The organism is Cryobacterium sp. TMT2-18-2 (genome assembly GCF_004402245.1).
Lineage (GTDB): Bacteria > Actinomycetota > Actinomycetes > Actinomycetales > Microbacteriaceae > Cryobacterium > Cryobacterium sandaracinum.
Genome location: NZ_SOFU01000039.1, coordinates 17,809 through 40,920 on the forward strand (window position 1 = coordinate 17,809; position 23,112 = coordinate 40,920).

21 protein-coding genes are annotated in these 23,112 nt (G+C 68.9%); 9 read left to right on the forward strand and 12 right to left on the reverse strand.

Annotated elements, in window-relative coordinates; translation table 11 throughout:
- The first annotated feature begins 132 nt into the window (after positions 1 to 132).
- The 5 genes from E3O22_RS14610 to E3O22_RS14630 all read left to right on the forward strand — a co-directional run bounded on the left by E3O22_RS14610 (position 133) and on the right by E3O22_RS14630 (position 7,230).
- Entirely contained in the window at positions 133 to 774 is a 642-nt protein-coding gene (locus tag E3O22_RS14610; RefSeq protein WP_134395927.1) for a hypothetical protein, read from the forward strand.
- Complete coding sequence (locus tag E3O22_RS14615; protein ID WP_134395928.1) at positions 771 to 1,811, forward strand: energy-coupling factor transporter transmembrane protein EcfT; 1,041 nt, start codon at positions 771 to 773, stop codon at positions 1,809 to 1,811. Before E3O22_RS14610 ends, E3O22_RS14615 begins: the two co-directional genes overlap by 4 nt.
- The gene (locus tag E3O22_RS14620; RefSeq protein WP_134395929.1) at positions 1,808 to 3,502 is read left to right on the forward strand and encodes an ABC transporter ATP-binding protein; all 1,695 of its coding nucleotides are present in this window, start codon (positions 1,808 to 1,810) and stop codon (positions 3,500 to 3,502) included. Before E3O22_RS14615 ends, E3O22_RS14620 begins: the two co-directional genes overlap by 4 nt.
- Positions 3,499 to 4,338 carry an ECF transporter S component gene (locus tag E3O22_RS14625; protein WP_241976675.1) on the forward strand — a complete coding sequence of 280 codons (840 nt, stop codon included), beginning with the start codon at positions 3,499 to 3,501 and terminating at the stop codon, positions 4,336 to 4,338. The genes E3O22_RS14620 and E3O22_RS14625 overlap by 4 nt, the downstream gene beginning before the upstream one ends.
- Before the next feature lie 69 nt (positions 4,339 to 4,407).
- A complete protein-coding gene (locus E3O22_RS14630) occupies positions 4,408 to 7,230 on the forward strand; it encodes a vitamin B12-dependent ribonucleotide reductase (RefSeq protein WP_134395930.1) in 2,823 nt (940 codons plus the stop codon).
- Positions 7,231 to 7,334: 104 nt separating this feature from the next.
- Here E3O22_RS14630 and E3O22_RS14635 read toward each other — a convergent pair whose 3' ends face one another.
- Entirely contained in the window at positions 7,335 to 7,985 is a 651-nt protein-coding gene (locus E3O22_RS14635) for a TetR/AcrR family transcriptional regulator (protein WP_134395931.1), read from the reverse strand.
- A gap of 138 nt (positions 7,986 to 8,123) precedes the next feature.
- Between E3O22_RS14635 and pdhA the strand changes: the two genes are divergently transcribed.
- The 3 genes from pdhA to E3O22_RS14650 are packed head-to-tail and all read left to right on the forward strand — an operon-like array spanning position 8,124 to position 11,580.
- The gene (gene pdhA, locus E3O22_RS14640; protein WP_134395932.1) at positions 8,124 to 9,254 is read left to right on the forward strand and encodes a pyruvate dehydrogenase (acetyl-transferring) E1 component subunit alpha; all 1,131 of its coding nucleotides are present in this window, start codon (positions 8,124 to 8,126) and stop codon (positions 9,252 to 9,254) included.
- Positions 9,251 to 10,267 (forward strand): alpha-ketoacid dehydrogenase subunit beta, encoded by a 1,017-nt coding sequence (locus E3O22_RS14645; protein WP_134395933.1) that lies wholly within the window; start codon positions 9,251 to 9,253, stop codon positions 10,265 to 10,267. The genes pdhA and E3O22_RS14645 overlap by 4 nt, the downstream gene beginning before the upstream one ends.
- Positions 10,264 to 11,580: a dihydrolipoamide acetyltransferase family protein gene (locus tag E3O22_RS14650; protein ID WP_174722069.1), complete on the forward strand. Its 1,317-nt coding sequence runs from the start codon at positions 10,264 to 10,266 to the stop codon at positions 11,578 to 11,580. The genes E3O22_RS14645 and E3O22_RS14650 overlap by 4 nt, the downstream gene beginning before the upstream one ends.
- 71 nt (positions 11,581 to 11,651) lie before the next feature.
- On the opposite strand, the gene E3O22_RS14655 is transcribed toward E3O22_RS14650, so the two are convergent.
- From E3O22_RS14655 to kynA, 7 genes are all read right to left on the reverse strand, one after another.
- Positions 11,652 to 11,984 carry a cupin domain-containing protein gene (locus E3O22_RS14655; protein ID WP_134395934.1) on the reverse strand — a complete coding sequence of 111 codons (333 nt, stop codon included), beginning with the start codon at positions 11,982 to 11,984 and terminating at the stop codon, positions 11,652 to 11,654.
- A 10-nt stretch (positions 11,985 to 11,994) separates the two neighbouring features.
- Positions 11,995 to 13,116: a tellurite resistance/C4-dicarboxylate transporter family protein gene (locus tag E3O22_RS14660; protein ID WP_134395935.1), complete on the reverse strand. Its 1,122-nt coding sequence runs from the start codon at positions 13,114 to 13,116 to the stop codon at positions 11,995 to 11,997.
- 78 nt (positions 13,117 to 13,194) lie between these two features.
- The gene (purQ, locus tag E3O22_RS14665) at positions 13,195 to 13,893 is read right to left on the reverse strand and encodes a phosphoribosylformylglycinamidine synthase subunit PurQ (protein WP_134395936.1); all 699 of its coding nucleotides are present in this window, start codon (positions 13,891 to 13,893) and stop codon (positions 13,195 to 13,197) included.
- Positions 13,893 to 14,162, reverse strand: coding sequence for a phosphoribosylformylglycinamidine synthase subunit PurS (purS, locus tag E3O22_RS14670; RefSeq protein WP_134395937.1), 270 nt, complete (start codon positions 14,160 to 14,162; stop codon positions 13,893 to 13,895). Before purS ends, purQ begins: the two co-directional genes overlap by 1 nt.
- A 39-nt stretch (positions 14,163 to 14,201) precedes the next feature.
- Positions 14,202 to 15,611 carry a kynureninase gene (locus E3O22_RS14675; protein ID WP_134395938.1) on the reverse strand — a complete coding sequence of 470 codons (1,410 nt, stop codon included), beginning with the start codon at positions 15,609 to 15,611 and terminating at the stop codon, positions 14,202 to 14,204.
- 171 nt (positions 15,612 to 15,782) lie between these two features.
- Positions 15,783 to 16,877 carry an amidohydrolase gene (locus E3O22_RS14680; protein ID WP_134395939.1) on the reverse strand — a complete coding sequence of 365 codons (1,095 nt, stop codon included), beginning with the start codon at positions 16,875 to 16,877 and terminating at the stop codon, positions 15,783 to 15,785.
- A gap of 7 nt (positions 16,878 to 16,884) precedes the next feature.
- Entirely contained in the window at positions 16,885 to 17,739 is an 855-nt protein-coding gene (gene kynA / locus E3O22_RS14685; protein ID WP_134395940.1) for a tryptophan 2,3-dioxygenase, read from the reverse strand.
- A gap of 134 nt (positions 17,740 to 17,873) precedes the next feature.
- On the opposite strand from kynA, the gene E3O22_RS14690 reads away from it, so the two are divergent.
- A complete protein-coding gene (locus E3O22_RS14690; RefSeq protein WP_134395941.1) occupies positions 17,874 to 18,608 on the forward strand; it encodes a TetR/AcrR family transcriptional regulator in 735 nt (244 codons plus the stop codon).
- A 71-nt stretch (positions 18,609 to 18,679) separates the two neighbouring features.
- On the opposite strand, the gene E3O22_RS14695 is transcribed toward E3O22_RS14690, so the two are convergent.
- From E3O22_RS14695 to purD, 4 genes are all read right to left on the reverse strand, one after another.
- Complete coding sequence (locus E3O22_RS14695; protein ID WP_134395948.1) at positions 18,680 to 19,507, reverse strand: VOC family protein; 828 nt, start codon at positions 19,505 to 19,507, stop codon at positions 18,680 to 18,682.
- A gap of 346 nt (positions 19,508 to 19,853) precedes the next feature.
- The gene (locus E3O22_RS14700) at positions 19,854 to 20,237 is read right to left on the reverse strand and encodes a VOC family protein (RefSeq protein ID WP_134395942.1); all 384 of its coding nucleotides are present in this window, start codon (positions 20,235 to 20,237) and stop codon (positions 19,854 to 19,856) included.
- Between the two features lie 171 nt (positions 20,238 to 20,408).
- Positions 20,409 to 21,329 (reverse strand): phosphoribosylaminoimidazolesuccinocarboxamide synthase, encoded by a 921-nt coding sequence (locus E3O22_RS14705; RefSeq protein ID WP_134395949.1) that lies wholly within the window; start codon positions 21,327 to 21,329, stop codon positions 20,409 to 20,411.
- Between the two features lie 337 nt (positions 21,330 to 21,666).
- Positions 21,667 to 22,980: a phosphoribosylamine--glycine ligase gene (purD, locus tag E3O22_RS14715; protein WP_134395944.1), complete on the reverse strand. Its 1,314-nt coding sequence runs from the start codon at positions 22,978 to 22,980 to the stop codon at positions 21,667 to 21,669.
- Positions 22,981 to 23,112 lie beyond the last annotated feature (132 nt).

Sequence of the window (23,112 nt, forward strand, 5' to 3'; positions counted from 1 at the left end):
ATCACCACCCCTATCGACGTGGTTGCGACACGGGGCTCAGATTCGCGAGACCTCCTCGCGTCGCGCGTTTCGCGCGCCGCAAGGTCGAGGAACAGTTCGGGCTTTCATCGCGAACTGCAGGAAAGGCCCGCAATGACGGCCCGCGCACACTTCCGAACCTTCGCCGGAATCCTCCTGACGATCGCCACCACCGGCCTGGTGGTGTTGGCGTCACCCTCGGTCTCGGCGAACGCCCAGAGCCGCGCCGACGCGTGCGCCGCCGGCACCGGAGTCACCGTCGTCGTCGATTCCAGCGATCTGGGCGGCACGACGACGACGGGATGCGCACCGGGCGACCCTGAGACCGGTCGCGACGCGCTGTCCTCGGCCGGCTTCACGGCCCAGGACTCCGCACCCGGCATGATCTGCGCGATCGACAGCCTGCCTGACCCGTGCCCGACGACCTTTGACGGATCGTTCTGGTCGTACTGGCACGCGCAGCCGGGGGACGCGTGGACCAGCTACCTCGTCGGTGCGGACGCCAGTGCCCCCGTGCGGGGCGAGGTCGAGGGGTGGCGCTACAACGACGGCTCGGTCGGACCCGGCAGCGGCACCGCCACGGAACAGGGTCCGCCGGCCGAGGTGGAAACCGAGGCCTCGGGGAGCTCGCAGGAGGAGTCGTCTCAGGGAGACGGCCTGGTGATCACGGCCGTTGCGTCCGCATCCCTGCTCCTGCTGATCGCCGCCGCGATCGTGCTGTTCGTGCGTCGCCGGAAGGCTCAGGCCCAGCCGTGAGCGTTGCCCTGCACCCGATGGCGTGGTGGGTGTGGGCGCTCGGCCTCGCGCTGGCCACGACGCGCACCGAAGACGCCTGGTTGGTCGGGTTGATCGTGGCCGCCGCCGTGGTCGTCGTCTTCTCCTGCCGGGATGAGTCCCCCTGGGCCAGGGCCTTTCCCGCCTATCTGGTTCTGGGGGCGGTGATCGTGCTGGTCCGGGTCGCTTTCCATGTGCTCGTGGGCCTCAAGACGGGAGACCCGACGATCATCGCCCTGCCGCGGATCCCGCTTCCCCGGTGGGCCGGCGGCATCCAGTTGCTGGGCCCCGTCTCGCTTCCCGGCCTGCTGTCTGCGGCCTTCACCGGCTTCCAGCTGGCGGCACTGATCATCTGCATCGGGGCCGCGAACGCCCTGGCCAACCCCAAGCGGGCTCTGCGGAGTCTGCCGGCGGCCCTGCACCAGCTCGGCACCGCGGTTGTCATCGCGGTGACGCTCGCACCCCAACTCGTGGGCTCGTGGCGACGCGTGCAGCGTGCCCGTTCGTTGCGCGGCCACCGCCCGCGCGGGATGCGCGCGGCGCTCGCCCCCAGGATGCCGGTGTTGCAGGATGCCCTGGACCGGGTGCTCGCCCTGGCCGCGTCGATGGACTCCCGCGGTTATGCGCGCTCGGTGCCCGGCCGGGGGAGCCGGGTGGTGCTGCCGCTGATGCTCGTTGCCCTGCTCGGCGCCGTGGTGGGCACCTACGTGCTGCTGGACGGGACCGCGCCGAGCCGGCTGGGACTGCCGCTGCTCGCGGTCAGCGCCGTGGTGGCGGTCGCGGGTTCGATCGTGGCGTCGCACCGGATCCGGCACACCCGCTACCGGCCGGATCCCTGGCGGGCGCAGGAGAGCCTCGTCGCGGCATCCGGGATCACCGGGGCCGTTCTCGTGACCGTCGCGGCCGGCAGCGGGAATCGACCGGTTGCGGGTGTATATCTGCTGGGCTGGCTGATGCCGATCCTCCTCGCCGCCATCGCGGCGATGCCGGCCGCACTCGCACCACGGTCCGTGCGATGATCCGGCTCGACGGGGTCACGTTCACCTACCCCGACGCCCCGGAACCGGCGTTGAACCGCCTCGACCTCACCATCCCGGAGGGCGAGTTGTGCCTCGTGGTCGGCCCGACGGGATCCGGCAAGTCGACCCTGCTGCAACTGGTGAACGGGCCCGCGCCGCACTTCACGGGCGGCCTGCTGCAGGGCACGGTCACGGTGGACGACCGTGACACCCGGCTGCACCGCCCGCGCGATCTCGCTGATCTCGTCGGTGTCGTCGGCCAGGACCCCGCGGCGGGATTCGTGACCGACACGGTGGACGAAGAACTCGCCTATGGCATGGAACAGCTCGGTCTGCCCGGCGCCGTGACGCGCAAACGCGTCGAGGAGATCGTCGACCTGCTCGGCCTGGAACCGCTGCGCGGACGTGCCCTCGCCGACCTGTCGGGTGGTGAGCAGCAACGGGTCGCGCTCGGTGCGGTGATGACCAGCCACCCCCGCGTCCTGGTGCTGGACGAACCCACCTCGGCGCTCGACCCGACGGCCGCCGAAGAGGTGCTCGCGGCGATCAGCCGGCTGGTTCAGGATGTCGGCATGACGGTTCTGCTCGCTGAGCACCGCCTCGAGCGCGTCGCCCAGTTCGCGGATTCCGCGATCTGTCTCCATCCGGACGGGACCGCCACGCACGGCCCCACGGCAAAGGTGCTGGCATCCTCCCCGATCGCCCCTCCGGTGATCGAGCTCGGACGTCTGATGGGCTGGGATCCGGTGTCGGTGCGGGATGCGCGCCGTCAGGCAGAGGCCCTGCGGGCACGGCTGCAGGGGAGCGCGGCGTCCCCGCCCGCCGCACCACCGGAACCGACGGGCACGGTCATTCTCTCCGCCCGCGGACTCCGGGTGCGGTATGGGGCGATCCCGGCCCTCGACGGTGTTGACCTGTCCCTGCGGGCCGGTGAGGTCGTCGCGGTGATGGGTCGGAACGGTTCCGGCAAGTCGTCGCTGCTCTGGGCGTTGCAGGGGGCCGGACGGCGAGCCGGCGGAACGGTGCAGATCGCTCTGCCCGAGGGGCGGCTCCCGGCCGGGACACCCCCGATCCGCGCGTTCCGGTGGCCTCGGCCGCCGGCCGGCGGGACGGCCGGGGCCGTCGGCCCGGCGACGCTGCGGGCGGATCTGGCGCGGAGGCAGATCGCCTTGGTGCCGCAGGTGCCGGCCGACCTGCTCTACCTCGACACGGTGGCGGCGGAGTGCGCAGACTCGGATCGGCAGGGTGCCGCGGTCCCGGGTGCGACCGCGGCCATTCTGAGGCGGCTGGCCCCCGGAATCCCGCCGGGCCGGCATCCCCGGGACCTGTCCGAGGGGCAGCGCCTGGCGCTGGTGCTGGCGATCCAGTCGGCCGTGTCCCCGCGCATCCTGTTGCTGGACGAACCGACCCGGGGACTCGACTACGCGACGAAGGGGCGGGTGGCCGCCGAGATCGCAGACCGTGCGGCGGCGGCAGGCAGCGTGCTGCTGTCCAGCCACGACGTGGAATTCGTGGCGGGGGTCGCCGACCGGGTGGTCGTGCTGGCCCACGGCGAGATCGTCGCTGACGGCTCCGCCCGCGAGGTGCTCTCGGCCTCACCCGGCTTCGCGCCCCAGGTCGCGAAGATCCTGCGCCCGGTGCCCCTGCTGACGGTCGACGCCGTGCGTCGCGCCCTGATGGTGGCCCGGTGATCACCGGCAGCCGTGCGCTTCCGGTGCCGCCGCGCACGGCTCTAGCCCTGATGCTGGCGTCCCTGGTGGGGATTCTTGCCTTCGGCTGGCCGCTGTTCGCGGGCCGGGGCACCATCCTGGAGCGGAATGCGAGCGCTCCGCTGATTCTCGGCGCGGTGCTTGTCGGAGTGATGGCGACCGTCCTGGTCGCCCTCGGCGACGGCGGGATCGACGTCAAGGCCATCGCGATCCTCGGGTTGCTCTCCGGTGTCGGCGCCGACCTGCGGCCGCTCTCGGCCGGCAGCGCCGGCATCGAATTCGTCTTCTTCTTCATCATTCTCGGAGGGCGCGTCTTCGGGCCGGGATTCGGCTTCGCGCTGGGGTCGACGACCCTGTTCGCGTCGGCACTCCTCACGGGCGGGGTCGGGCCGTGGCTGCCGTTTCAGATGCTCGCCGCGTCCTGGATCGGGATGGGAGCCGGGTTGTTGCCCGCACGGGTGCGCGGACGCACCGAGATCGTGGTGCTCGCGTTCTATGCGGCGTTGTGCGGATTCGTCTACGGGCAGGCGATGAACCTGTCGTTCTGGCCCTTCACCCTGGGGCCGGACACGGCGCTCAGCTTCGTTCCGGGGGCTCCGCTCGGCGAGACGCTGACGACCTTTTTCCGCTTCAGCATCGCAACCTCTTTCGGTTGGGACCTGATGCGGGCCATCGTGCTGGCCGGCGGTGTGGCACTGATCGGCTGGCCCGTGCTGGCAGCCCTGCGCCGCACGGCGAGGCGGGCCTTCTTCTCCGCCGCACTGCCCGCACGGGACACGCCCGAGCCGAAGCCGAAAAAACAAAATCACTACATGTAGTGGTTCACTAGGTAGTTGACACCCACTGGTAGTGATCCTGAATTCGGGTGTCGTGAATGGGGAGCGAACGTGAGTAACAGGAATCAGAACGCCGAAGCCGGGTCCGGCGGAAGTAAGAAAGGCGCGCGCGGCGCCGGACTGGCCATCGAGCGCCACTTCAGCACGGCCGGGGTTCACCCATACGACGAGGTGGTCTGGGAGCTCCGCGACGTCGTGCAGACGAACTGGAAGAGCGGCGAAACCGTCTTCGAGCAGACGGGCGTCGAGTTCCCGGACACCTGGTCGGCGAACGCCTCCACCATCGTCAGCACGAAGTACTTCCGCGGGGCCGTCGGGTCGTCCGAGCGGGAGTCCAGCCTCAAGCAGCTGATCGACCGGGTGGTCGGGGCGTATGTCGCTGCCGGGGCGGCGAACGGCTATTTCGCCGGCGATGATGACGCGGAGATATTCGGGGCGGAACTGACCTGGCTGCTGCTGCACCAGGTCTTCTCGTTCAACTCCCCGGTGTGGTTCAACGTCGGGACACCCTCGCCGCAGCAGGTCAGCGCCTGCTTCATCCTCGCCGTCGAGGACACCATGGAATCCATTCTCGGCTGGTACCGCGATGAGGGGATGATCTTCAAGGGCGGCTCCGGGGCTGGAGTGAACCTGTCCAACCTGCGGTCCTCCATGGAACTGCTCTCCTCCGGCGGAACCGCCAGTGGGCCCGTCTCGTTCATGCGTGGCGCCGACGCCAGCGCCGGCACGATCAAGTCCGGTGGGGCGACCCGGCGGGCGGCGAAAATGGTGGTGCTCGACGTGGACCACCCCGACATCGTGCAATTCATCGAGGCCAAGTCGCGGGAGGAAGGCAAGATCCGCGCTCTGCGTGACGCCGGCTACGACATGGACCTCGGCGGCGAGGACCTGGCCAGCGTGCAGTACCAGAACGCCAACAACACGGTTCGGGTCACCGACGCGTTCATGCGATCCGTGGAGAACGACACCAGCTTCTCCCTCACCTCCCGCCAGGACGGCAGCGAAATCGAGTCGGTGAGCGGCGCGGCCCTGTTCCGTCAGCTCGCCCAGGCGGCGTGGGACTGCGCCGACCCGGGCATCCAGTACGACGGCGCCATCAGCGACTGGCACACCACTCCCGAATCGGGTCGGATCTCGGCGTCGAATCCCTGCTCCGAGTACATGTCGCTCGACAACTCGTCGTGCAACCTGGCCTCCCTCAACCTGCTCGCATTCCTCCGCACCGACACCGCGGGGGAGGACGTGTTCGACACCGATGCGTTCGTTCGAGCGGTCGAGCTGATCATCACGGCGATGGACATCTCGATCTGTTTCGCCCACTACCCCACAGCGACCATCGGCGAGACGACCCGTGCGTTCCGCCAGCTGGGCATCGGCTATGCCAACCTCGGCGCCCTGCTGATGGCCACCGGCCACGCCTACGATTCCGAGTCCGGGCGGTCCCTGGCCGCCGGGATCACCTCCCTGATGACGGGAACCGCCTACCGGCGGTCCGCCGAGCTGGCCGGGGTGGTCGGCCCCTATGAGGGCTTCGCGCAGAACGCGGAGGCCCACACCCGGGTGATGCAGAAGCACGCGACAGCGGACATCACGCTGCACTCAATGGATGGCATGAGCGGAGAAATCCACGATCGGGCATTGGGCGTCTGGCACGAGGCCGTCACGCTCGGAGAGGTGTCGGGCTGGCGCAACGCGCAGGCGAGCCTTCTCGCGCCAACCGGCACCATCGGTTTCATGATGGACTGCGATACCACGGGAATCGAACCGGATTTCTCGCTGGTGAAGTTCAAGAAGCTGGTGGGCGGCGGCTCGATGCAGATCGTCAACCAGACCGTCCCCCGCGCGCTGCGCGGCCTGGGGTATCCGAAGGAGGCCGTCGAGGCGATCGTCGAACACATCGCCCTGCACGGGCATGTCGTCGACGCTCCCGGACTCGAGCCGGAACACTACGCGATCTTCGACTGCGCCATGGGTCAGCGGGCCATCGCGCCAATGGGCCACGTGCGCATGATGGCCGCGGTTCAGCCGTTCCTCTCCGGAGCCATCTCCAAGACCGTCAACCTGCCGCAGAGTGCCACGGTCGACGCGGTGGAGGAGGTCTACTTCCAGGGCTGGAAGCTCGGGCTTAAGGCGGTGGCCATCTACCGCGATAACTGCAAGGTCGGCCAGCCCCTGTCGGACGGCAAGGCCGACCCGGTCCCCCTGCCGGTCGCGCAGCCCTTGTCGGCGCAGTCAGCGACACCTCCGATCCGCCGGCGCCTGCCGAAGTCCCGCACGTCGATCACCACGTCCTTCGCCGTCGCCGGGGCCGAGGGACATCTCACGGCGGGGTTGTACCCCAACGCGGAACTCGGCGAGATCTTCCTGCGGTTGGGCAAGCAGGGCTCGACTCTGTCCGGGGTCATGGACGCGTTCTCCATCGCGGTCTCCATCGGCCTGCAGTACGGGGTGCCGCTGCCGACCTACGTCGAGAAGTTCACCAACCTGCGCTTCGAACCTGCGGGGATGACCGATGACCCGGACATCCGGATGGCGCAGTCGATGATGGACTACATTTTCCGCCGCCTGGCCCTGGACCACCTGCCCTACGCCACGCGCTCCGCGATGGGGATCTTTACGACCGCCGAACGCGTCTCGCAGCTCGATGCGGGTGGCTATGACGCAACGGAAACGGCGGAACCGAGCCCGGTGCTACCTCCGGCCGGGCCGGCGGTAGTGGCGACTCGGCCGGTGCATTCCTCGGCGGAACTGCTCGAGGCGCAGCAGGGTCTCAGCCTGGATTCGCCGCTGTGCATGTCGTGCGGCACCGCCATGCGCCCGTCCGGTTCGTGCTACGTGTGCGAAAGCTGTGGCAGCACGAGCGGCTGCAGCTGAGGCGCATCGCGGCCTGACTGCGGTGGGCTGTCGCCACTGGCCGCCTCGAGGAGCCAACGTCCTCGGCGAGATGCGCCAGGGCAGGATCGACGGTCGGGTCGTCATCACGGACTCGGCGCACCCGTTGCCGATGTGGCACCGGACGGGAGGCTCGCCGTCGTCAGCTGGATGACGGCCAGCGCGGACCGCGCGTGGACCGCGGCCTCGGCCGCGGTCACCGGTTCCAGCAGCCCGAGCAGCCGCCTCCGGTAGTCCTCGCCCAGCAGCAGTGCGTAGAGCTGCTCGGCATGGGCAGCGGCCACCTGGCCGTGCTCGGCCCGAATGTGGTCCGCGAGGCGCGCGATGTGGCGCATGTCGCCGTTGTCGTGCAGCCGTCGGGCGAGTTCGGGAAAACGCAGCGACTCGGCGATCACAAGGCGGTGCAGTCCGATCATCTGAGCCGAGTGCAACCCGTACACGATACGCGCGGCGAGTGATTCCAGCGTCTCCGGACGGAGAGGCTCGCCACTGACGTTCGCGGCGAGGCGTCGCTGCATCTCGGTGAAGACGCCATCCTTGTTGCCGAAGTAGGTGTAGATGGTGCGCTTGGTGACGCGGGCCGCGGCGGCAATCCGGTCCACCGTCGCCGTGCCGAAGCCATATTCAAGGAAGACCGGCAACGCGGCGTCGAGAATCTGGCCTCGACGCTCGACGCGCCCCGCCTCCGTGGGTCGGCCGCGCTTGCGAACCGGGCTCGCTGGGGTCGCTGAATCCATGGCCGGCCCTTCGGATCTTCGAAAAAACGTTAAACGCAAACGTACTCTCGGATGTAGAATGAAACTAATTCGTATCATTTAAATTCGATGCGACTCTTCGATCTCCGACCTCACGAAGGCCGAGCAGGGAGTTCTTTCATGACCACTCGAACGCGTACATCCGTGGCGACCAAGTCCCGACCATCAACCACTTCGGGCCAACCGACCCCGAACGCCAAACCCGACGTCTCCCCGGCCGACCGGGAACTCTTGACCGGGTTCTACCGCCAGATGATGCTCATCCGCCGGTTTGAAGAACGAGCCGCACGGGCCTACACGCAAGCGCTGATCGGCGGCTACTGCCACCTGAATCTCGGCGAGGAGGCAGCGGTCGTCGGGCTCATGTCCGCGCTGCGCCCGAGCGACTACCTCTTCACCAACTACCGCGAGCATGGCTACGCGATCACCCGCGGCATCCACCCCAACCGGGTGATGGCCGAACTGTACGGCCGTGCCGACGGGGTGTCCAAGGGGTGGGGCGGCTCGATGCACATGTTCGACCTCGAGAAGCGGATGCTGGGCGGCTACGGCATCGTCGGCGGCCAGATCCCGCTGGCGACGGGGGCCGCCCTGGCCATCGACTACCGCGACGGCGACGAGATCGTGCTGTGCACGATGGGCGATGGCACTACGAACATCGGAGCATTCCACGAGTCTCTGAACATCGCGTCTCTCTGGAACCTTCCGATCGTCTACGTCATCATCAACAACAGGCTGGGAATGGCCACGACGGTCGACAAGGCGTCGGCCGAGCCGGACCTCTACAAGCGCGCATCCGCGTACCGGATGGCGTCGGAACGCGTCGATGGGCTCGATCCCGTCGCCGTGTTCGAGGCCGCCCAGCGTGCCGTTGCTCAGGCTCGCAGCGGTAAGCCCTTCCTGCTCGAGGTCGTGACGGAACGACTGCGTGGGCACTCCGTCGTCGACCCGGCCAAGTACCGCTCCGACGAGGAGATGTCCCTGGTCAAGGAACGAGACCCGGTGCACACCTTCGCCGACAAGCTGGTCGCGGACGGTCTGCTCGACGAGCAGGAACTGGCAAAGATCGACGAGGAAGTATCCCGTCAGGCAACCGAGGCGGCGGCGTTCGCCGAGAACAGCCCGTTCCCGGATGTGTCGACCCTGTTCGACTACACCTACGCCACAGCCGTGGCCAATGACTCCCATCGGTTGCCCGGGCAGCCTCTGTTCGAGCCGGCACCGATCCCCGACTACGGAGTCAACCAATGAGCATCATGACCTATCGCCAGGCACTGCACGACACGCTGCGTTCCGAGATGCTGCGGGACGAGAATGTGTTCCTGATGGGTGAGGAGATCGGCCTCTTCGAAGGCGCGTACAAGATCACCGCGGGCATGCTCGATGAGTTCGGCGAGAAACGCGTGCGGGACACCTCGATCGCCGAAGAGGGTTTCACCGGTGCCGCCATCGGCGCCGCGATGCTCGGGCTCCGCCCCGTGGTCGAGATCATGACCATCAACTTCTCCCTGCTCGCGCTCGACCAGATCGTGAACCACGCCGCCAAGATCTACGGCATGTTCGGTGGACAGGCCCGGGTGCCCCTCGTCATCCGTACGCCGGGTGGCGGCGGACAGCAACTGGGTGCGACCCACTCGCAGAACATCGAGCTCTTCTACGCCTTCGTCCCCGGAATGAAGGTCGTCGCACCCAGCACACCGGCCGACGCCAAGGCGCTTCTGATCGCGGCGATCCGGGACGATGACCCCGTGCTCTTCCTGGAAAACCTGTCGCTCTACAACGTCAAGGGCGAGGTGCCCGACGGTGACGTGCCGGCCGAAATCGGCAAGGCCGCCGTCACCCGCACGGGGAGCGACATCACCCTGATCGGCTATTCACGGATGGCCCACGTCGCGTCTCAGGTCGCGGCGCAGCTCGCGGAATCGGACGGCCTCAACATCGAGGTCATCGACCTGCGCAGTCTGCGTCCGCTGGACCGCGAAACGGTCGTGGAGTCCGTCAAGAAGACTCACGCCGCCGTCATCCTCGAGGATGACTGGCTGACCTATGGAATCGGCGCCGAGATTGCGGCCTCGATCTCCGATGGCGCCTTCGACTACCTGGACGCGCCCGTGCGCCGCGTCGCCATGGCCGAGGTGCCCCTGCCGTACTCAAAACCACTGGAGACGGCCGCGTTGCCGTCGGCGGAGGACGTCATCGGCGCCATCCGTCAGACCCTCGACGCCGTCGGTCGCCGCCGCTACCCGATGGGTGAAAAATCATGATCGAAATCACAATGCCCCGCCTCTCCGACACCATGGAGGAAGGCGCCATCGCCATCTGGCACAAGCAGCCCGGTGACCGGGTCGAGGTCGGGGACCTGCTCGTCGAGATCGAGACCGACAAGGCGACGATGGAGTACGAGGCCTACGAGGCCGGCACCCTGTCCGAGCACCTCGTGGCCGAGGGAAAGCTGGTCTCCATCGGCGTGCCGATCGCGCTGCTGGACGATGGCAAGGCGGGCGCCGCGCCCGCACCCGCGGCGACGCCGGCCACCGCTGCCGACGCACCGGCGGCTGCTCCGGCGACCGAAGCTGCCCCCGCGGCCGAGGCCGCACCGGCACCTGCTCCGACCGACGACACTGCCGATGGGACTGCCGCCGGGAACGGTGAGCGTCTCTTCGCGTCTCCGCTGGTGCGCAAGCTCGCACGGGAACACCACCTCGACCTGAGCCAGGTGCGCGGCACGGGACCCGGCGGCCGCATCATCCGTTCGGACACCGACGCGCTGCTCGCCCAGGCGACCGCGCCCGCCGCCGACTCCGCCGCCCCCAGCACACCCGTCGTCGCTCCGAGCGCGGCAGCCGCCACAACCTCACCGGACACCGTCGACAAGCGCGCGTCCGAGGCCATCCCGCTCAGCAACATGCGCCGCATCATCGCGCGGCGGCTGGGCGAGAGCGCCCGCACCATTCCGCACTTCTTCGTCACCGGTGCGGCCGATGCCGAGAACCTGGTGCAGCTGCGCACCGAGTTGAACGCGCAACTGGTTCAGGCCGGTCGGCCGAAGGTGAGCATCAACGACCTACTGATCAGGGCGAGCGCGCTCGCCCTGCGCGAGCACCCCGAGGTCAACGCGTCCTACATCGACGACGCGAGCGGCGAGATGCTGGTGCACCACCGCGTCAACATCGGTGTGGCCGTCGCCTCGGGCAACGGCCTCGTGGTTCCCGTGATCGAGGACGCGGACCAGAAGACAGTCAGCCAGCTCGGTACGGAGGCCAAGCAGCTTGTCGGCCTGGCCAACGCCAAGAAGCTCACGGCCGGCCAGATGTCGGGTGGGACGTTCACGATCAGCAACCTCGGCATGTTCGGGGTGGAGCAGTTCACCGCGATCATCAACCCGCCCGAAGGGGCGATCCTGGCCGTCGGCGGCACCGCCCGCGAGGCGGTCGTGGTCGGGGATGATATCGTCGCCCGGCACCGGATGCGCTACACCCTGTCAGCGGACCACCGGATCATCGACGGGGCCGTGGCCGCACAGTTCCTGCAGACGCTGACCCGTCTGATCGAGAACCCGTGGACGATCATCGCCTGATCACCGGATTGCCTGATCGCCTGATGGCCTGATCTCGGCGAGAGGAGTCACCTGGGCACTTATTTGTCGTTCTAGCTTTTCTTGGCCACGGACATCAGGACCGTGGAGTCCTCGTCCGCCTCGAGGCTGTGGCGTGAGTCCGGGACGATCAGGAAATCACCGGTGCGTGCTTCCCAGACGTCGTCGCCGGCCCTCAGCCGCACGCGGCCGCTGAGGACCAGGATGGTGGCCTCACCCGGATTCTCATGCTCGCTCAGGGAGACCCCGGCCAGCAGTGCGATGACGGTTTGACGCATCACCTTCTCATGGCCGCCGAAGACCGTTCCGGCTGCGCGACCACTTGTGCCGGCGGCGGCCGCCTTCAGATGTTCACGGGCGAACGCCTCGATCGAGATTTTCTGCACGGTTCAGTTCTCACTTTCTCGATCCGTCGGTGACGGTCGGTTCGTCGCTGACTGCCGACTCGGCGGCCAGGTGCAGCTGGTCAGGGGCGCCGCGCAGTGGACCGCCTGCCTTCAGCGGCTGGCGGAGCATGGCGGTGAAGATGGCCAGCCACACGACGAGGGCCACCCAGAGGGCGACGGTCCCGATCCGTCCGACCAGCGGAAGGTCATCGGCCTGGCCCAGGTAGATTCCGGCGACCGCGTACATCCCCACGGGGAACGCGATGCTCCACAGCGTCGCTTCGTAGCGCAGCGGCACCCGGTGCTTGACGTGACGCCAGTATCCCACCGCGATCAGCACGGGGATGAGCCAGGTGGCGAACGCCCAGAACATGACGGAGACGCCCGCAACGAGCCCTCGGGTCGCGGTCACCATCGGTGCGTCCGCCATTTCGACGATCCGTGCGCCGGCCAGCACCGTGATCGCGCAGGCACCCATGGACACCCAGTAGGGCGGGTCCAACTGCTCGGGCCGGATTTCGTAGAGCACCAGCCGCAAGGAGACGAAGACACCCGCGGCGCCGTAGAGGAAGATGCCCACCGACCAGGACAGGATCGCGAGGACGGCGAGCAGCGCTCGGGCATCGCCCGCCACGGGCTCCAACGAGGCCGCCACGACGGCGACCGACTGGCTGGCGACGACCCAGATGAACCAGGTCCCGTTCGCGGCGTTGAGCACGGGGCGCTCGCTGCGGCCCAGGACCGCGAACCAGGGGAGGGCGTAGCCGAGCAGCAGCCAGGTGATTCCGGATACTCCGAGGAGGACCGTCGCCGTGCCGAACCAGCCCTCGATGGCCAGGCGGGCAGCCAGGACGTTGGTGCCGGCGACGAACGTGAAGAACTGGAATCCGCGATGCGGATCGTGCATGTCCGCAAGGAAGGCCGAGCGGTAGGCGACGAACCGCCACCCGGTGAGAGCCACGAGAATCACGTAGGCCGCAGCGCACACGACCATGAGAACGAAACTGAGCGTCTGGACGCCGATCAGGTTCATCCCGACCGAGATGATTCCCGTGGCCATGACCAACGCGAAGTAGCCGGGCGGCATCCCTCGGACAGCGGCACCCACGCGCACACCACTGATAGACGTCATCCTGACAGGCTAGCCCGGCTGCCCCCTGCCGCGCTCCACCTACGTCACGCTCCCTACCCGCACGGCGAGCGGATGCTGCTACGCGCTGACGAGCATCCGTTCGATCACGGAGGTGAAGAAGGTGATCCCGTCGGTGCCGCTGCGCATGGCGTCGACGGTGTCGGGGCCGAAGCCGGGCTCGACCGCGTGCTCGGGGTGCGGCATCAGGCCGACGACGTTGCCGCGCATGTTGCTAATGCCGGCGATGTCGTTGAGCGAGCCGTTCGGGTTCATGCCGACGTAGCGCACAACCACGCGGCCCTCGCCCTCGAGGCGCTCGAGCGTGTCGGCGGAGGCGATGAAGCCGCCCTCGCCGTTCTTGAGCGGGATGGTGATCTCCTGGCCGGCAGCGAAACCACCGGTCCAGTCGGTGAGGGCGTTCTCGACGCGCAATCTCTGGTCGCGGCAGATGAACGAGCCGTGGTCGTTGCGGATCAAGCCACCCTCCAGCAGGTGCGCCTCGGTTAGCATCTGGAAGCCGTTGCAGACACCGAGCACGGGCATGCCGCTGTTGGCCGCGCTGATGACCTCGGCCATGATCGGAGAGAGGCTCGCGATGGCGCCGCAGCGCAGGTAGTCGCCGTAGCTGAAGCCGCCGGGCAGTACGAGCGCGTCCACGCCGTGCAGGTCGTGCTCGCCGTGCCAGAGGGCGACGGGCTCGGCGCCGGCCAGACGGATCGCGCGCGCGGCGTCGCGATCGTCGAGCGAACCGGGGAACGTGACGACGCCGATACGCATCAGTGCGTCTCTCCGGCGGGTGCCTCCAGCACGTGGATGCCGACGACATCCTCGATCACCGTGTTGGACAGCACGGTGTCGGCGAGTTCCCGCACTTCGGCGAGCACGGCGTCGTCGACGTGGCCGTCGATGGTGAGCTCAAACCGCTTGCCCAGGCGAACGCTGGTGAAACGGGTCTTTCCGAGGCGACCCAGGGCGCCGGCGACGGCCTTCCCCTGCGGGTCGAGCAGCTCGGCCTTGGGCATAACTTCTACGACGATTGTTGGCATAGCTCACTCCGGAGGCATCGAGGGGTGGATCCCACGATTCTACAGGCCGACACCCAGGCCGCCGAGCGCACCGGCCAGGCCGGTGCCGAGACCACCGTTGGCTCCGCCGGCAAGCCCGCTCTGCCCGAGCAGCAGACCGCGCAGCACGTCCCGGATCGCCGCGAGGCCCTCGAAGGTCTCGACAAAGCTTGTGCTCAGCGGGGACAGGCCGATGCGCAGTGCATCGGGCGTGCGGAAATCGGGGATCACATCGTGCTCCCACAGGATCTGCGTCACCTGCCTCATAGCGGGGTGGTTCACGGTCACGTGACCGCCGCGGTGCGTGGGCTCTCGCGGCGACGACACAGTCACGCCCATCGGAGCAAGCCAGGCATCCACGAGGGTCAGCGCGAACTCGGTCAGCGCCACCGACTTGGCGCGCACCTGGTCGATGCCGGCCTCCTCGATCATCGCGAGCGAATCCTGCATGGCCAGCATTCCCACGATCGGCGGGGTTCCGCTCATGAAACGACGGATGCCGTCGGCCGGCACATACCCCGGGCCCATCGTGAAGACATCCTTCGTTCCCATCCAGCCCTGAATCGGCTGGGTGAGAACGTCTTGCAGGTCGCTGCGCACGTAGGCGAACGCGGGGGCGCCGGGGCCACCGTTCAGGTATTTGTAGGAGCAGCCGACGGCCAGATCCACGTCGCACAGGTCGAGTTCGACCACCACGGAGCCGACCGAGTGGCTGAGGTCCCAGAGCACGAGGCCGCCCGCGGCGTGCACTACCGTGGTGATCTCGCGCATATCGGCAAGGAAGCCGGATCGGTAGGCCACGTGGCTGAGCAGCACGAGCGCCGTCTGCGGGCCCACGGCCTGCCGCACCTGCTCCACTGTGACGCCGCTCGCGGGGTCGGAGTGGATCCAGTGCAGCGTCATGCCACGTTCGGCCGCGATGCCCTCGAGCAGGTAGCGGTCGGTGGGGAAGTTGTCGGTGTCCAGCACGATCTCGGTACGCGTCGGTTCCACGTCGACGCGGAGGTAGTCGACGGCCGCCCGCGCCAACTTGTAGAGCAGCACGGTGGTCGAGTCGCCGACGAAGACCTGGCCGGGCGCGGCCCCGAGGGCGGCGCGGCCGATGTCGTCGCCGATTTTCAGCGGAAGGTCCAGCCAGGCCTCGTCCCAGCCGCGGATCAGGCGGGTGCCCCAGTCGTGGGTGAGGAACTCGGTGATGCGGGCCACGCTGGCCCGGGTGGGCCGGCCGAGGGAGTTGCCGTCGAGGTAGGCGACGAGGCTCGGGGTGTGCCCGGTCACGCCGACCGCACCGGTCGCGCTGTCGGGTTCGATGCCGACGAACTGCCGCCGGTAGTGCCCGAGCCCGTCGATGCGGTCCATCCGGCGGGCGAAGGCGAGCTGGGCATCCTGGCTGCCGTTGCCGGCGGGGCTGGTGTCGGTGTGGGGGGTCATCTGGATTCCTCGAGGTCGAACGGATGATGGGCAGCCATCGCGCAGCGATGCGCGCTTCCCGGGGACTCGCCGACACCGTGCCGCGCTGGAAGTATCCCACCCGCGCGGGTGGCCGCGCGACTGCGGGAAGCGCGGACGGCCGTGCGGTGGTGGATGCGGTCGGGGGTGCGCTCAGGAATTCCGCGGGTCGAGGTCGCCGAGGTCGCCGAGGTCGGCCGGGCTGATCGCCCGGGCGGTGCCGAGCCAGGCGCTGAACGCGGCCGGGTCGGCCGGGCGCTCGCCACACAGCACCGTGACCAGGCGCTCGGTGCCCGTTGGGCCGCGCAGCACGGTCCGGAAGCCACCGAGGTTTCCCATGGTCAGGCTCCGCAGCACGTCGGCGCCGCTCAGGCCGGCGCCGAGCAGCGCGGTGATCTCCCGCCGGTTCAGCCCGACCGGCAGCGGGCCGTTGCCGAGGTCGGTGCCGTAGAGCACCTGTCCGCCGGCCCGGTGGAAGCGGCGCAGATTGTCGACCGCGCGATCGAAATCGTCGGTCGGCTCGCCCCAGCCGTGGATGTCGAGGGTGCTGATCCAGGCCATCCGCCCGGCCATGGCCGCAATCACCTCGTCGCCCAGCCGCTCGCTGAACGGCGTGTGCGCCAGGGCGTCCACCCCGGCCTCGAACGCGCGAAGCGCCTGGCCGGCCCCCTCGGCGTGGGCGAGAACGGGGGCCCCGCGATCGTGGGCGTGCCCGACTATGGCCGCGAGAACCGCGCGCGGCAGCACTGGCCCGGCGTCGCCGTTCAGCGTGACCTTGATCACGGATGCCCCGAGCGCCAGCTGGTCGTCGACGGCGGCCGCGGCATCCGTTGCCTGGGCCACGAAGCGCACGCTGCCTGCCGGGGCCCAGGACCGTTCGCTCGGGTAGCCGCCCGGCGCGGCGAGGAACTGCCCCGCGAACACGGTCTCGGGCAGGAGCGCGCTCGCGGGACGCCCCGCCCGCTGGGGCTCTCCCGTGCCCACCTCCACCCGCCCAGGTCGAGCCCACGGGTCGGACTCGACCGGAAGCGTCGACCTCGGCGGCCTCCACCCGCCGAGGTCGAGCACGCGCGCGATGCCGCCCGCGGTGAGCGGGGCCGGATCGATCAGCGCGAGGTGCACATGCGCATCGAGGAAGCCCGGGAGCACGGTCCTGCCGACCGTCCTGCCCGGCACCGATCCGCCCGGCACCGATCCGCCCGGCACCGATCCGCCCGGCACCGGTCCGCCTGGCAGGCCGCCGGTCATCCGTGCCTCATGTGCCGAGTTCGGTGCGCACGGCGAACAACTCGGGGAAGAAGGTCAGCTCGAGCGCCTTCTGCAGGAACGCGGCCCCGCTCGACCCACCGGTACCGGTCTTCATGCCGATGATGCGCTGCACGGTCTTGAGGTGACGGAACCGCCAGAGCTGGAAGTTGTCCTCCAGGTCGACGAGTTCCTCGCAGGCCTCGTAGGCACCCCAGTGCTCGCCCGCGTTCTCGTAGATCCTGCGGAAGGTGGCCACGAGTTCCGGATGCAGCACCCACGCCTTCGTGACGTCGCGCTCCAGCACGGATGCCGGGATAGCGAACCCCTGCCGGTGCAGGTAGCGCAAAAACTCGTCATAGATGCTGGGGGCCGCGAGCATCTCGGAGAGGAGCGCGTGAGCATCCGGGTCGCTCTCGAACACGCTCAGCATGCGCCTGTTCTTGTTGCCGAGCGCGAACTCGACGGCCCGGTATTGATACGACTGGAACCCGGACGAGTTGCCCAGGAAATGCCGGAACTCGGCGTATTCGCTGGGCGTGAGCGTGGCCAGCACCGACCACTGCTCGGTCAGGGTGCGCTGGATGTGCTTGACCCGGGCGATGCATTTGAGGGCCGGGGCGATCTGGTCCTGGCGGAGGAACGCGGTCGCGGCGCGCAGCTCGTGCAGCACGAGCTTCAGCCAGAGCTCAGTGGTCTGGTGCTGGATGATGAACAGAAGCTCGTCGTGGTGCTCGGGTGAGCTGACCGGCTTCTGCGCGCCGAGCAGGGTGTCCAGATCGAGGTAGGAGCCGTAACTCATCCGCTCCCGGAAATCCGTCACGATCTCGGGATCGAACTCGCGGGTGTTGTGCTCGACCGACATGGTGCTCCGTTTCGTTCGGGTGCTGACTGCAGTCTGCAAGACAGTGCCGGTTCGGCGCAACCAGTTGGCACCTGCCAGGGGGGCGTGGAGGTGAGCCTCCGCGATGCCAAGGTTCGGGACCTAGACTCAGGGTCATGACTTCGCCCGAATCGACCCCGCAGGATGGGGCGCAGCCTCGACGGCGTGACGCCCGGCAGAACCGTGAGCGTCTCCTCGTCGAGGCGCGGGCGCTGATCGCGGTGCACGGCGTTGACGCTTCGCTGGAGGAGATCGCCCGCCGCGCCGACGTGGGCGTGGCCACGCTGTACCGCAATTTTTCCACTCGGGATGACCTCGTCAGGGCCCTGCACGACATCTCCCTCGCCGAGCTGGCCTCGGTGCGCGACGAGATCGTGGCCGCCCCCACCGCGTGGGACGGCATCGTCGTCTACACCGAACGCGTCGCCGAGTGGCTCGTCGCCGACCCGTCGCTGCCGCCCATCCTCAAGCGCATGGAGACGGTCGACCCGGCGCGCGGCAAAGCGGCCTCGTTCAAAGCGGTGTTGTCGGCCCTCGTCACGCAGGCCAAACGCGACGGCGACCTCCGAACGGATGTCGATGCGGTCGACCTCGCGGTCCTCGTCACCATGGTGGGCTCGCTCGGCACCCTCGGCGGCGGTTACACCGGCCAGTGGCGGCGCCAGCTGTCGATCGTGCTCGACGGGCTGCGGGCCGTCGACCGAGGCCGGCCCAAGCTGCCGGGACGTCCGCTGGGAGCCAAGGAATACCAGGCGGCCGTGCACGGCCTGAGCCGTCGTGCCACCAGGGCGGCCTCCCGCGGCACGGGTGCGGCACCGGGAGCCGACGCTGCCCCGGGAGCCGGCGCATAGGACCTCTGCGTTCTTTGTCGGCGGGGTGCGCCGCGCTGACGCCGTGACCTGACGCCGTGCGGGCCCGCGGGCTACTTCGTGCGCACCACGATCTGGTTGCCCCACGGGTCGTCGAAGCCGAGGGTCTGCCCGTCGTGACGGGTCTGCACACCGAAGTGGGACATCCGTTCGTTGAGGGCACCGATGTCGTCGGTGCCCGGCAGGATGATATCGACCTCGCCGAGCCCGAGGGCCAGTCGGCGCTTGCCGGCGCCGGCGCTGTTCCAGGTGTTCATGGCCATGTGGTGGTGGTAGCCGCCGGCCGAGACGAACAGGGCCTGGCCGCCGAGGGTCGCGGTCGCCTCGAAGCCGAGGCGGTCCACGTAGAACTCGCGGGCCGTGCCCACGTCGCCGACGGAAAGGTGCACGTGCCCGACGATGGCGTTGCCGACCGCCGGATGCGCCTGGCCGTCCCGGGTCAGGTGCTCGCCGATGAAGGCGTTGGGGTCGAGGTAGAGGGTGGCCATCTCGACCTGGCCGTGGGCCCAGCTCCACTCGGTGCGGTCGCGGTCCCAGTACAGCTCGATGCCGTTGCCCTCCGGGTCGGTGAAGTAGAAGGCCTGGCTGACCAGGTGATCGGCACTGCCGGTGAACGATCCCGGATGCGTTGTGCCCACCGAGTAGACGGCCGCGGCGAGCTGCGCCTGGGTGTCGAAGAGGATGGCGGTGTGGAACAGCCCGCTCGAGCGGGGCTCGGCGGCGGTCAGCTCCGGGGCGTGCTGCAGAACAACGATCGGTGTGGTTCCGCGCCCGAGCACGGCGACCGGCCCCTCGTGGCTCTGCAGCTCGAGGGTCACCGCGTCGCGGTAATACGTGATCATGGCATCGAGGTCGCCCACGCGCAGGGTCACCGCGCCCATGCCGGTGGATGCGGGCAACAGGTCGTTCGCAAATCGATTCACACTTGCCCCAACGGATGACCCGGGCCCGGTATTCCGGTCGTGCGCCGAGCGGTGGGGGGCTAACTCAGGAGATCTGGCGGCACGGTCGCGATCGGACGCCATCCGCCGCGGAAACAGTGCCCCCGGGGACGGACTGGGTCGGGATCTCCTGAGTTAGCCACGCGTTGGAGTCGGGAGTCGGAGTGGAGGGGGAGACGGAGTGGAGTCGGGAGACGGAGTTGGAGGGGGAGACGGAGTTGGAGGGGGAGTCGGGAGCTGGAAGCGGGTCGGAGCGCAGAACGCGACCCGGCAGTCCGGGCGCTCGCTACTGCTCGTCTTCGTGGAGCTGGATCAAGTTGCCGCAGGTGTCGTCGAAGATGACGGAGGTGCCGTACGCATCCGTGCTGGGGGCGCCGGCGAACTGAACGCCCAGGGTGCGGAGTCGCTCGTACTCGGCCTGCACATCCGGTGTGCCGAACACGATGGCCGGCAGCCCGAGGCCGCGGATGCCCTGAGCGTACTTCTGGGAGACCTTGTTGTCACTCGGCTCGAGGAGGAGGCCGACCCCGTCGGGGTCTTCCGGGGACTTCACGATGTACAGCTGGTGCTCCGGCATGGACATCAGCTTCTCGAATCCGAGCACGGACGTGTAGAAGTCGAACGCGGCGGAGGGATCGTTCACGTGGACGCTGCACATCTTGATTCGCATGGCCGGAGCGTATCAGTTTGCGGCCCGTGGCCGCCCGGCTGCGACGCCGCGCGACGGCACGCCCAGTTGCGGGGAAGCGCAGCGACGGTGCGGTGCCCGCGCAGATACGCGGGCACCGCGACCGCGCCTACGCCACGCCTACGCCACGCCTTCGCCTTGACAGCGCCTCGACTACGCCTCGCCGGCCGCGGAAGCTGCGTGCGTCAGCCGCGCCAGCAGTTCCAGGTAGCGGGCCGCGGTCTGCTCGATGATCTCCGCCGGAAGCGTCGGCGGTATGCCGGTCAGGTCCCAGTTGGCCGCGAGCCAGTCGCGAACAATCTGCTTGTCGAAACTGGCCATCCGTTGTTCCGGGGTCGTGCCGGACTGCCAGAGCGAGGCGTCCCAATAGCGGCTCGAGTCGCTGGTGAGCACCTCGTCGGCGAGCGTGATGGCGCCCGTGACGCGGTCGGCGCCGAACTCGAATTTCGTGTCGGCCAGGATGACCCCGGCTTTCTCGGCGATCGCCGAGGCGCGGCCGAAGATCTCCAGCGACAGGCGGCGCAGCTCGTCGGCAACGGGGTCCCCGACCAGCTCCACCGTGCGCTCGAACGAGATGTTCTCATCGTGCTCGCCCATCGGGGCCTTCCACGCCGGGGTAAAGATGGGTTCGGGCAGGCGGTCGCCGTTCTGCAAATCGGCAGGCAGGTGGATGCCGCACACCGTCTGGGTGGACTGGTATTCCTTCCAGCCCGATCCGGTCAGGTACCCGCGCACGACGCACTCGATCGGGAACATGTCGAGGGTCTTGCAGAGCATGGCGCGCCCGACAACGGCGGATGGGAGCAGGCTGGTCACAGCCCCGTTGACGGTGTGGTCCGGCACGAGGTGGTTGGGGAAGCCCACGAGCTGGTCGAACCACCAGAGGCTGAGAGTGGTGAGCAGTTCGCCCTTGCCCGGGATGCCGGGCTCGAGCACGTGGTCGAACGCGCTGACGCGGTCGCTGGCGACCACGAGCACGCGTGCGGCGGTCGCGAGGTCGGCCGCGGCATCCGGAACGTAGAGGTCGCGCACCTTGCCCGAGTAGGCGTGACGCCATCCGGGCAGGTCGGGCAGAGCGGATGCGGCGGGCTGGTCTAGTGCGGTCACGGCTACATTCTTGCGCACCGGCCGGTGCCCGCGCCAACGCGGGGCCGGCTCGTGCCCGGCTCGTACCGGGCTCGTGCCCGGCTCGTACCGGGCTCATACCGCCCGTGGCGTGCCGCGCATCCGCGCCGAGGATCCCAGAGGGAGGGGCTAATTCAGGAGATTTGCGCTGCCGGTGTCGTCCGGCCTGGTGTTTTCGGGTGTTCTCAGCGCTCGCCGAATGGATCTCCTGAGTTGGCCACGGAAACGGCGGGCGGCGACAGCTCAGCCGGGCCCGTGATACGAGGGTTCGGCGGGCTCGGCGGGCTCAGCGGGCTCGGCGGGCTCGGCGGGCTCGGCGGGCTCGGCGGGCGACACCGGCGACGCGGGCGGCGATGTCGGTGCGGTACTGGCAACCCTCAAGCGTGATCAGGGTGAGGGCCTCGTAGGCGCGGGCGCGGGCATCCGTAAAGCCGTCGCCGACCGCGACGACGCTGAGCACGCGTCCGCCGGTGGACACGAGGGTGTCGTCGACGGCGGCCGTCGCCGCATGCGCAATACTGACGCCGGGCACAGCGGATGCCGCGGCCAGCCCGGTGAAAGCGCGTCCGGTGACCGGCTCATCGGGATAGTTCTCGCTCGCGAGCACGACCGTGACGCAGGCGTCAGCCGAGAATACCGGGCGGGCCAGGCCGCCGAGGCCGCCGGTGGAGGCCGCGAGCAGCAGACCCGACAGTGGCGTGACCAGGCGCGGCAGAACCACCTGGGTCTCCGGGTCGCCGAACCGGGCGTTGAATTCGATCACCCGGATGCCCTCGGTCGTGAGAATGAGGCCGCAGTAGAGCAGACCGATGAAGGGGGTGTCCTCGGCGGCGAGCTGGCGCACCGTTGGCAGCGCGATCGTTTCGATGACCTCGTCTACGAAAGCCTGTTCACTGCCGAATTCGGCGTCGAGCCAGGGCAGCGGCGAATAGGCGCCCATGCCGCCGGTGTTCGGGCCGAGGTCGCCGTCGCGGAGGCGTTTGTAGTCCTGGGCGGGGGAGAGCGGCAGCACGCTGTGGCCGTCGCTGAGCAGGAAGAGGGAGACCTCCTGCCCGTCCAGGAATTCTTCGATCAGCACGCTGCCGTGCTGAAGCCAGTAGATGGCGTGGTTGATCGCGGCCGTACGGTCCACGGTGACGAGCACGCCCTTGCCGGCGGCGAGACCATCGGCCTTGACCACGTAGGGCGCCCCGAACTCGTCGAGTGCGGACGTGGCTTCGGCGAGCGACCCGGCGCGTTCGGCGCGTCCGGTGGGCACGCCCGCAGCATCCATGATGCGTTTGGCGAAGGTTTTGCTGCCTTCGAGAGCTGCCGCGGCCCGGTCCGGACCGAATACCGGGATGCCCCGGGTGCGCAGCGCATCGGCGACTCCGGCGACGAGCGGCGCCTCCGGCCCCACCACGACGAGCTCGATGCCGTTGAGGTTCGCGTAGTTCGTGACCTGCTCGGGGTCGGCCGGGTCGAGCGGAATCACCGGCACATCCCGGGCAATGCCGGCATTGCCCGGCGCCGCCACGATGTCGTGGCGCGGCTCCTCGCGGAGCAGCGCGGTGATGATGGCGTGCTCGCGGGCACCTGAACCGAGGACCAGAATCTTCACCCCGTCAGATTAGCGGATGCCGCGTAGCCCCGCGCGGGCGGCGGGCGGCGGGCGGCGGGCGGCAGGCGGCGGGCACCGGGCGCTGGCGCAAGAGCGCTGCGCTCGTGCTGCGCCGATACGCGCATGGTGTGC

What these genes read in the sequence shown, in the direction of transcription:
- E3O22_RS14610 (WP_134395927.1), top strand. Translation starts at nt 133, where the DNA reads ATGACGGCCCGCGCACACTTCCGAACCTTCGCCGGAATCCTCCTGACG.
- E3O22_RS14620 (WP_134395929.1), top strand. Translation starts at nt 1,808, where the DNA reads ATGATCCGGCTCGACGGGGTCACGTTCACCTACCCCGACGCCCCGGAA.
- E3O22_RS14635 (WP_134395931.1), bottom strand. Translation starts at nt 7,985, where the DNA reads ATGGATTCAGCGACCCCAGCGAGCCCGGTTCGCAAGCGCGGCCGACCC.
- pdhA (WP_134395932.1), top strand. Translation starts at nt 8,124, where the DNA reads ATGACCACTCGAACGCGTACATCCGTGGCGACCAAGTCCCGACCATCA.
- E3O22_RS14645 (WP_134395933.1), top strand. Translation starts at nt 9,251, where the DNA reads ATGAGCATCATGACCTATCGCCAGGCACTGCACGACACGCTGCGTTCC.
- E3O22_RS14650 (WP_174722069.1), top strand. Translation starts at nt 10,264, where the DNA reads ATGATCGAAATCACAATGCCCCGCCTCTCCGACACCATGGAGGAAGGC.
- E3O22_RS14660 (WP_134395935.1), bottom strand. Translation starts at nt 13,116, where the DNA reads ATGACGTCTATCAGTGGTGTGCGCGTGGGTGCCGCTGTCCGAGGGATG.
- purQ (WP_134395936.1), bottom strand. Translation starts at nt 13,893, where the DNA reads ATGCGTATCGGCGTCGTCACGTTCCCCGGTTCGCTCGACGATCGCGAC.
- purS (WP_134395937.1), bottom strand. Translation starts at nt 14,162, where the DNA reads ATGCCAACAATCGTCGTAGAAGTTATGCCCAAGGCCGAGCTGCTCGAC.
- E3O22_RS14675 (WP_134395938.1), bottom strand. Translation starts at nt 15,611, where the DNA reads ATGACCCCCCACACCGACACCAGCCCCGCCGGCAACGGCAGCCAGGAT.
- E3O22_RS14680 (WP_134395939.1), bottom strand. Translation starts at nt 16,877, where the DNA reads ATGACCGGCGGCCTGCCAGGCGGACCGGTGCCGGGCGGATCGGTGCCG.
- kynA (WP_134395940.1), bottom strand. Translation starts at nt 17,739, where the DNA reads ATGTCGGTCGAGCACAACACCCGCGAGTTCGATCCCGAGATCGTGACG.
- E3O22_RS14690 (WP_134395941.1), top strand. Translation starts at nt 17,874, where the DNA reads ATGACTTCGCCCGAATCGACCCCGCAGGATGGGGCGCAGCCTCGACGG.
- E3O22_RS14695 (WP_134395948.1), bottom strand. Translation starts at nt 19,507, where the DNA reads ATGGGCGCGGTGACCCTGCGCGTGGGCGACCTCGATGCCATGATCACG.
- E3O22_RS14700 (WP_134395942.1), bottom strand. Translation starts at nt 20,237, where the DNA reads ATGCGAATCAAGATGTGCAGCGTCCACGTGAACGATCCCTCCGCCGCG.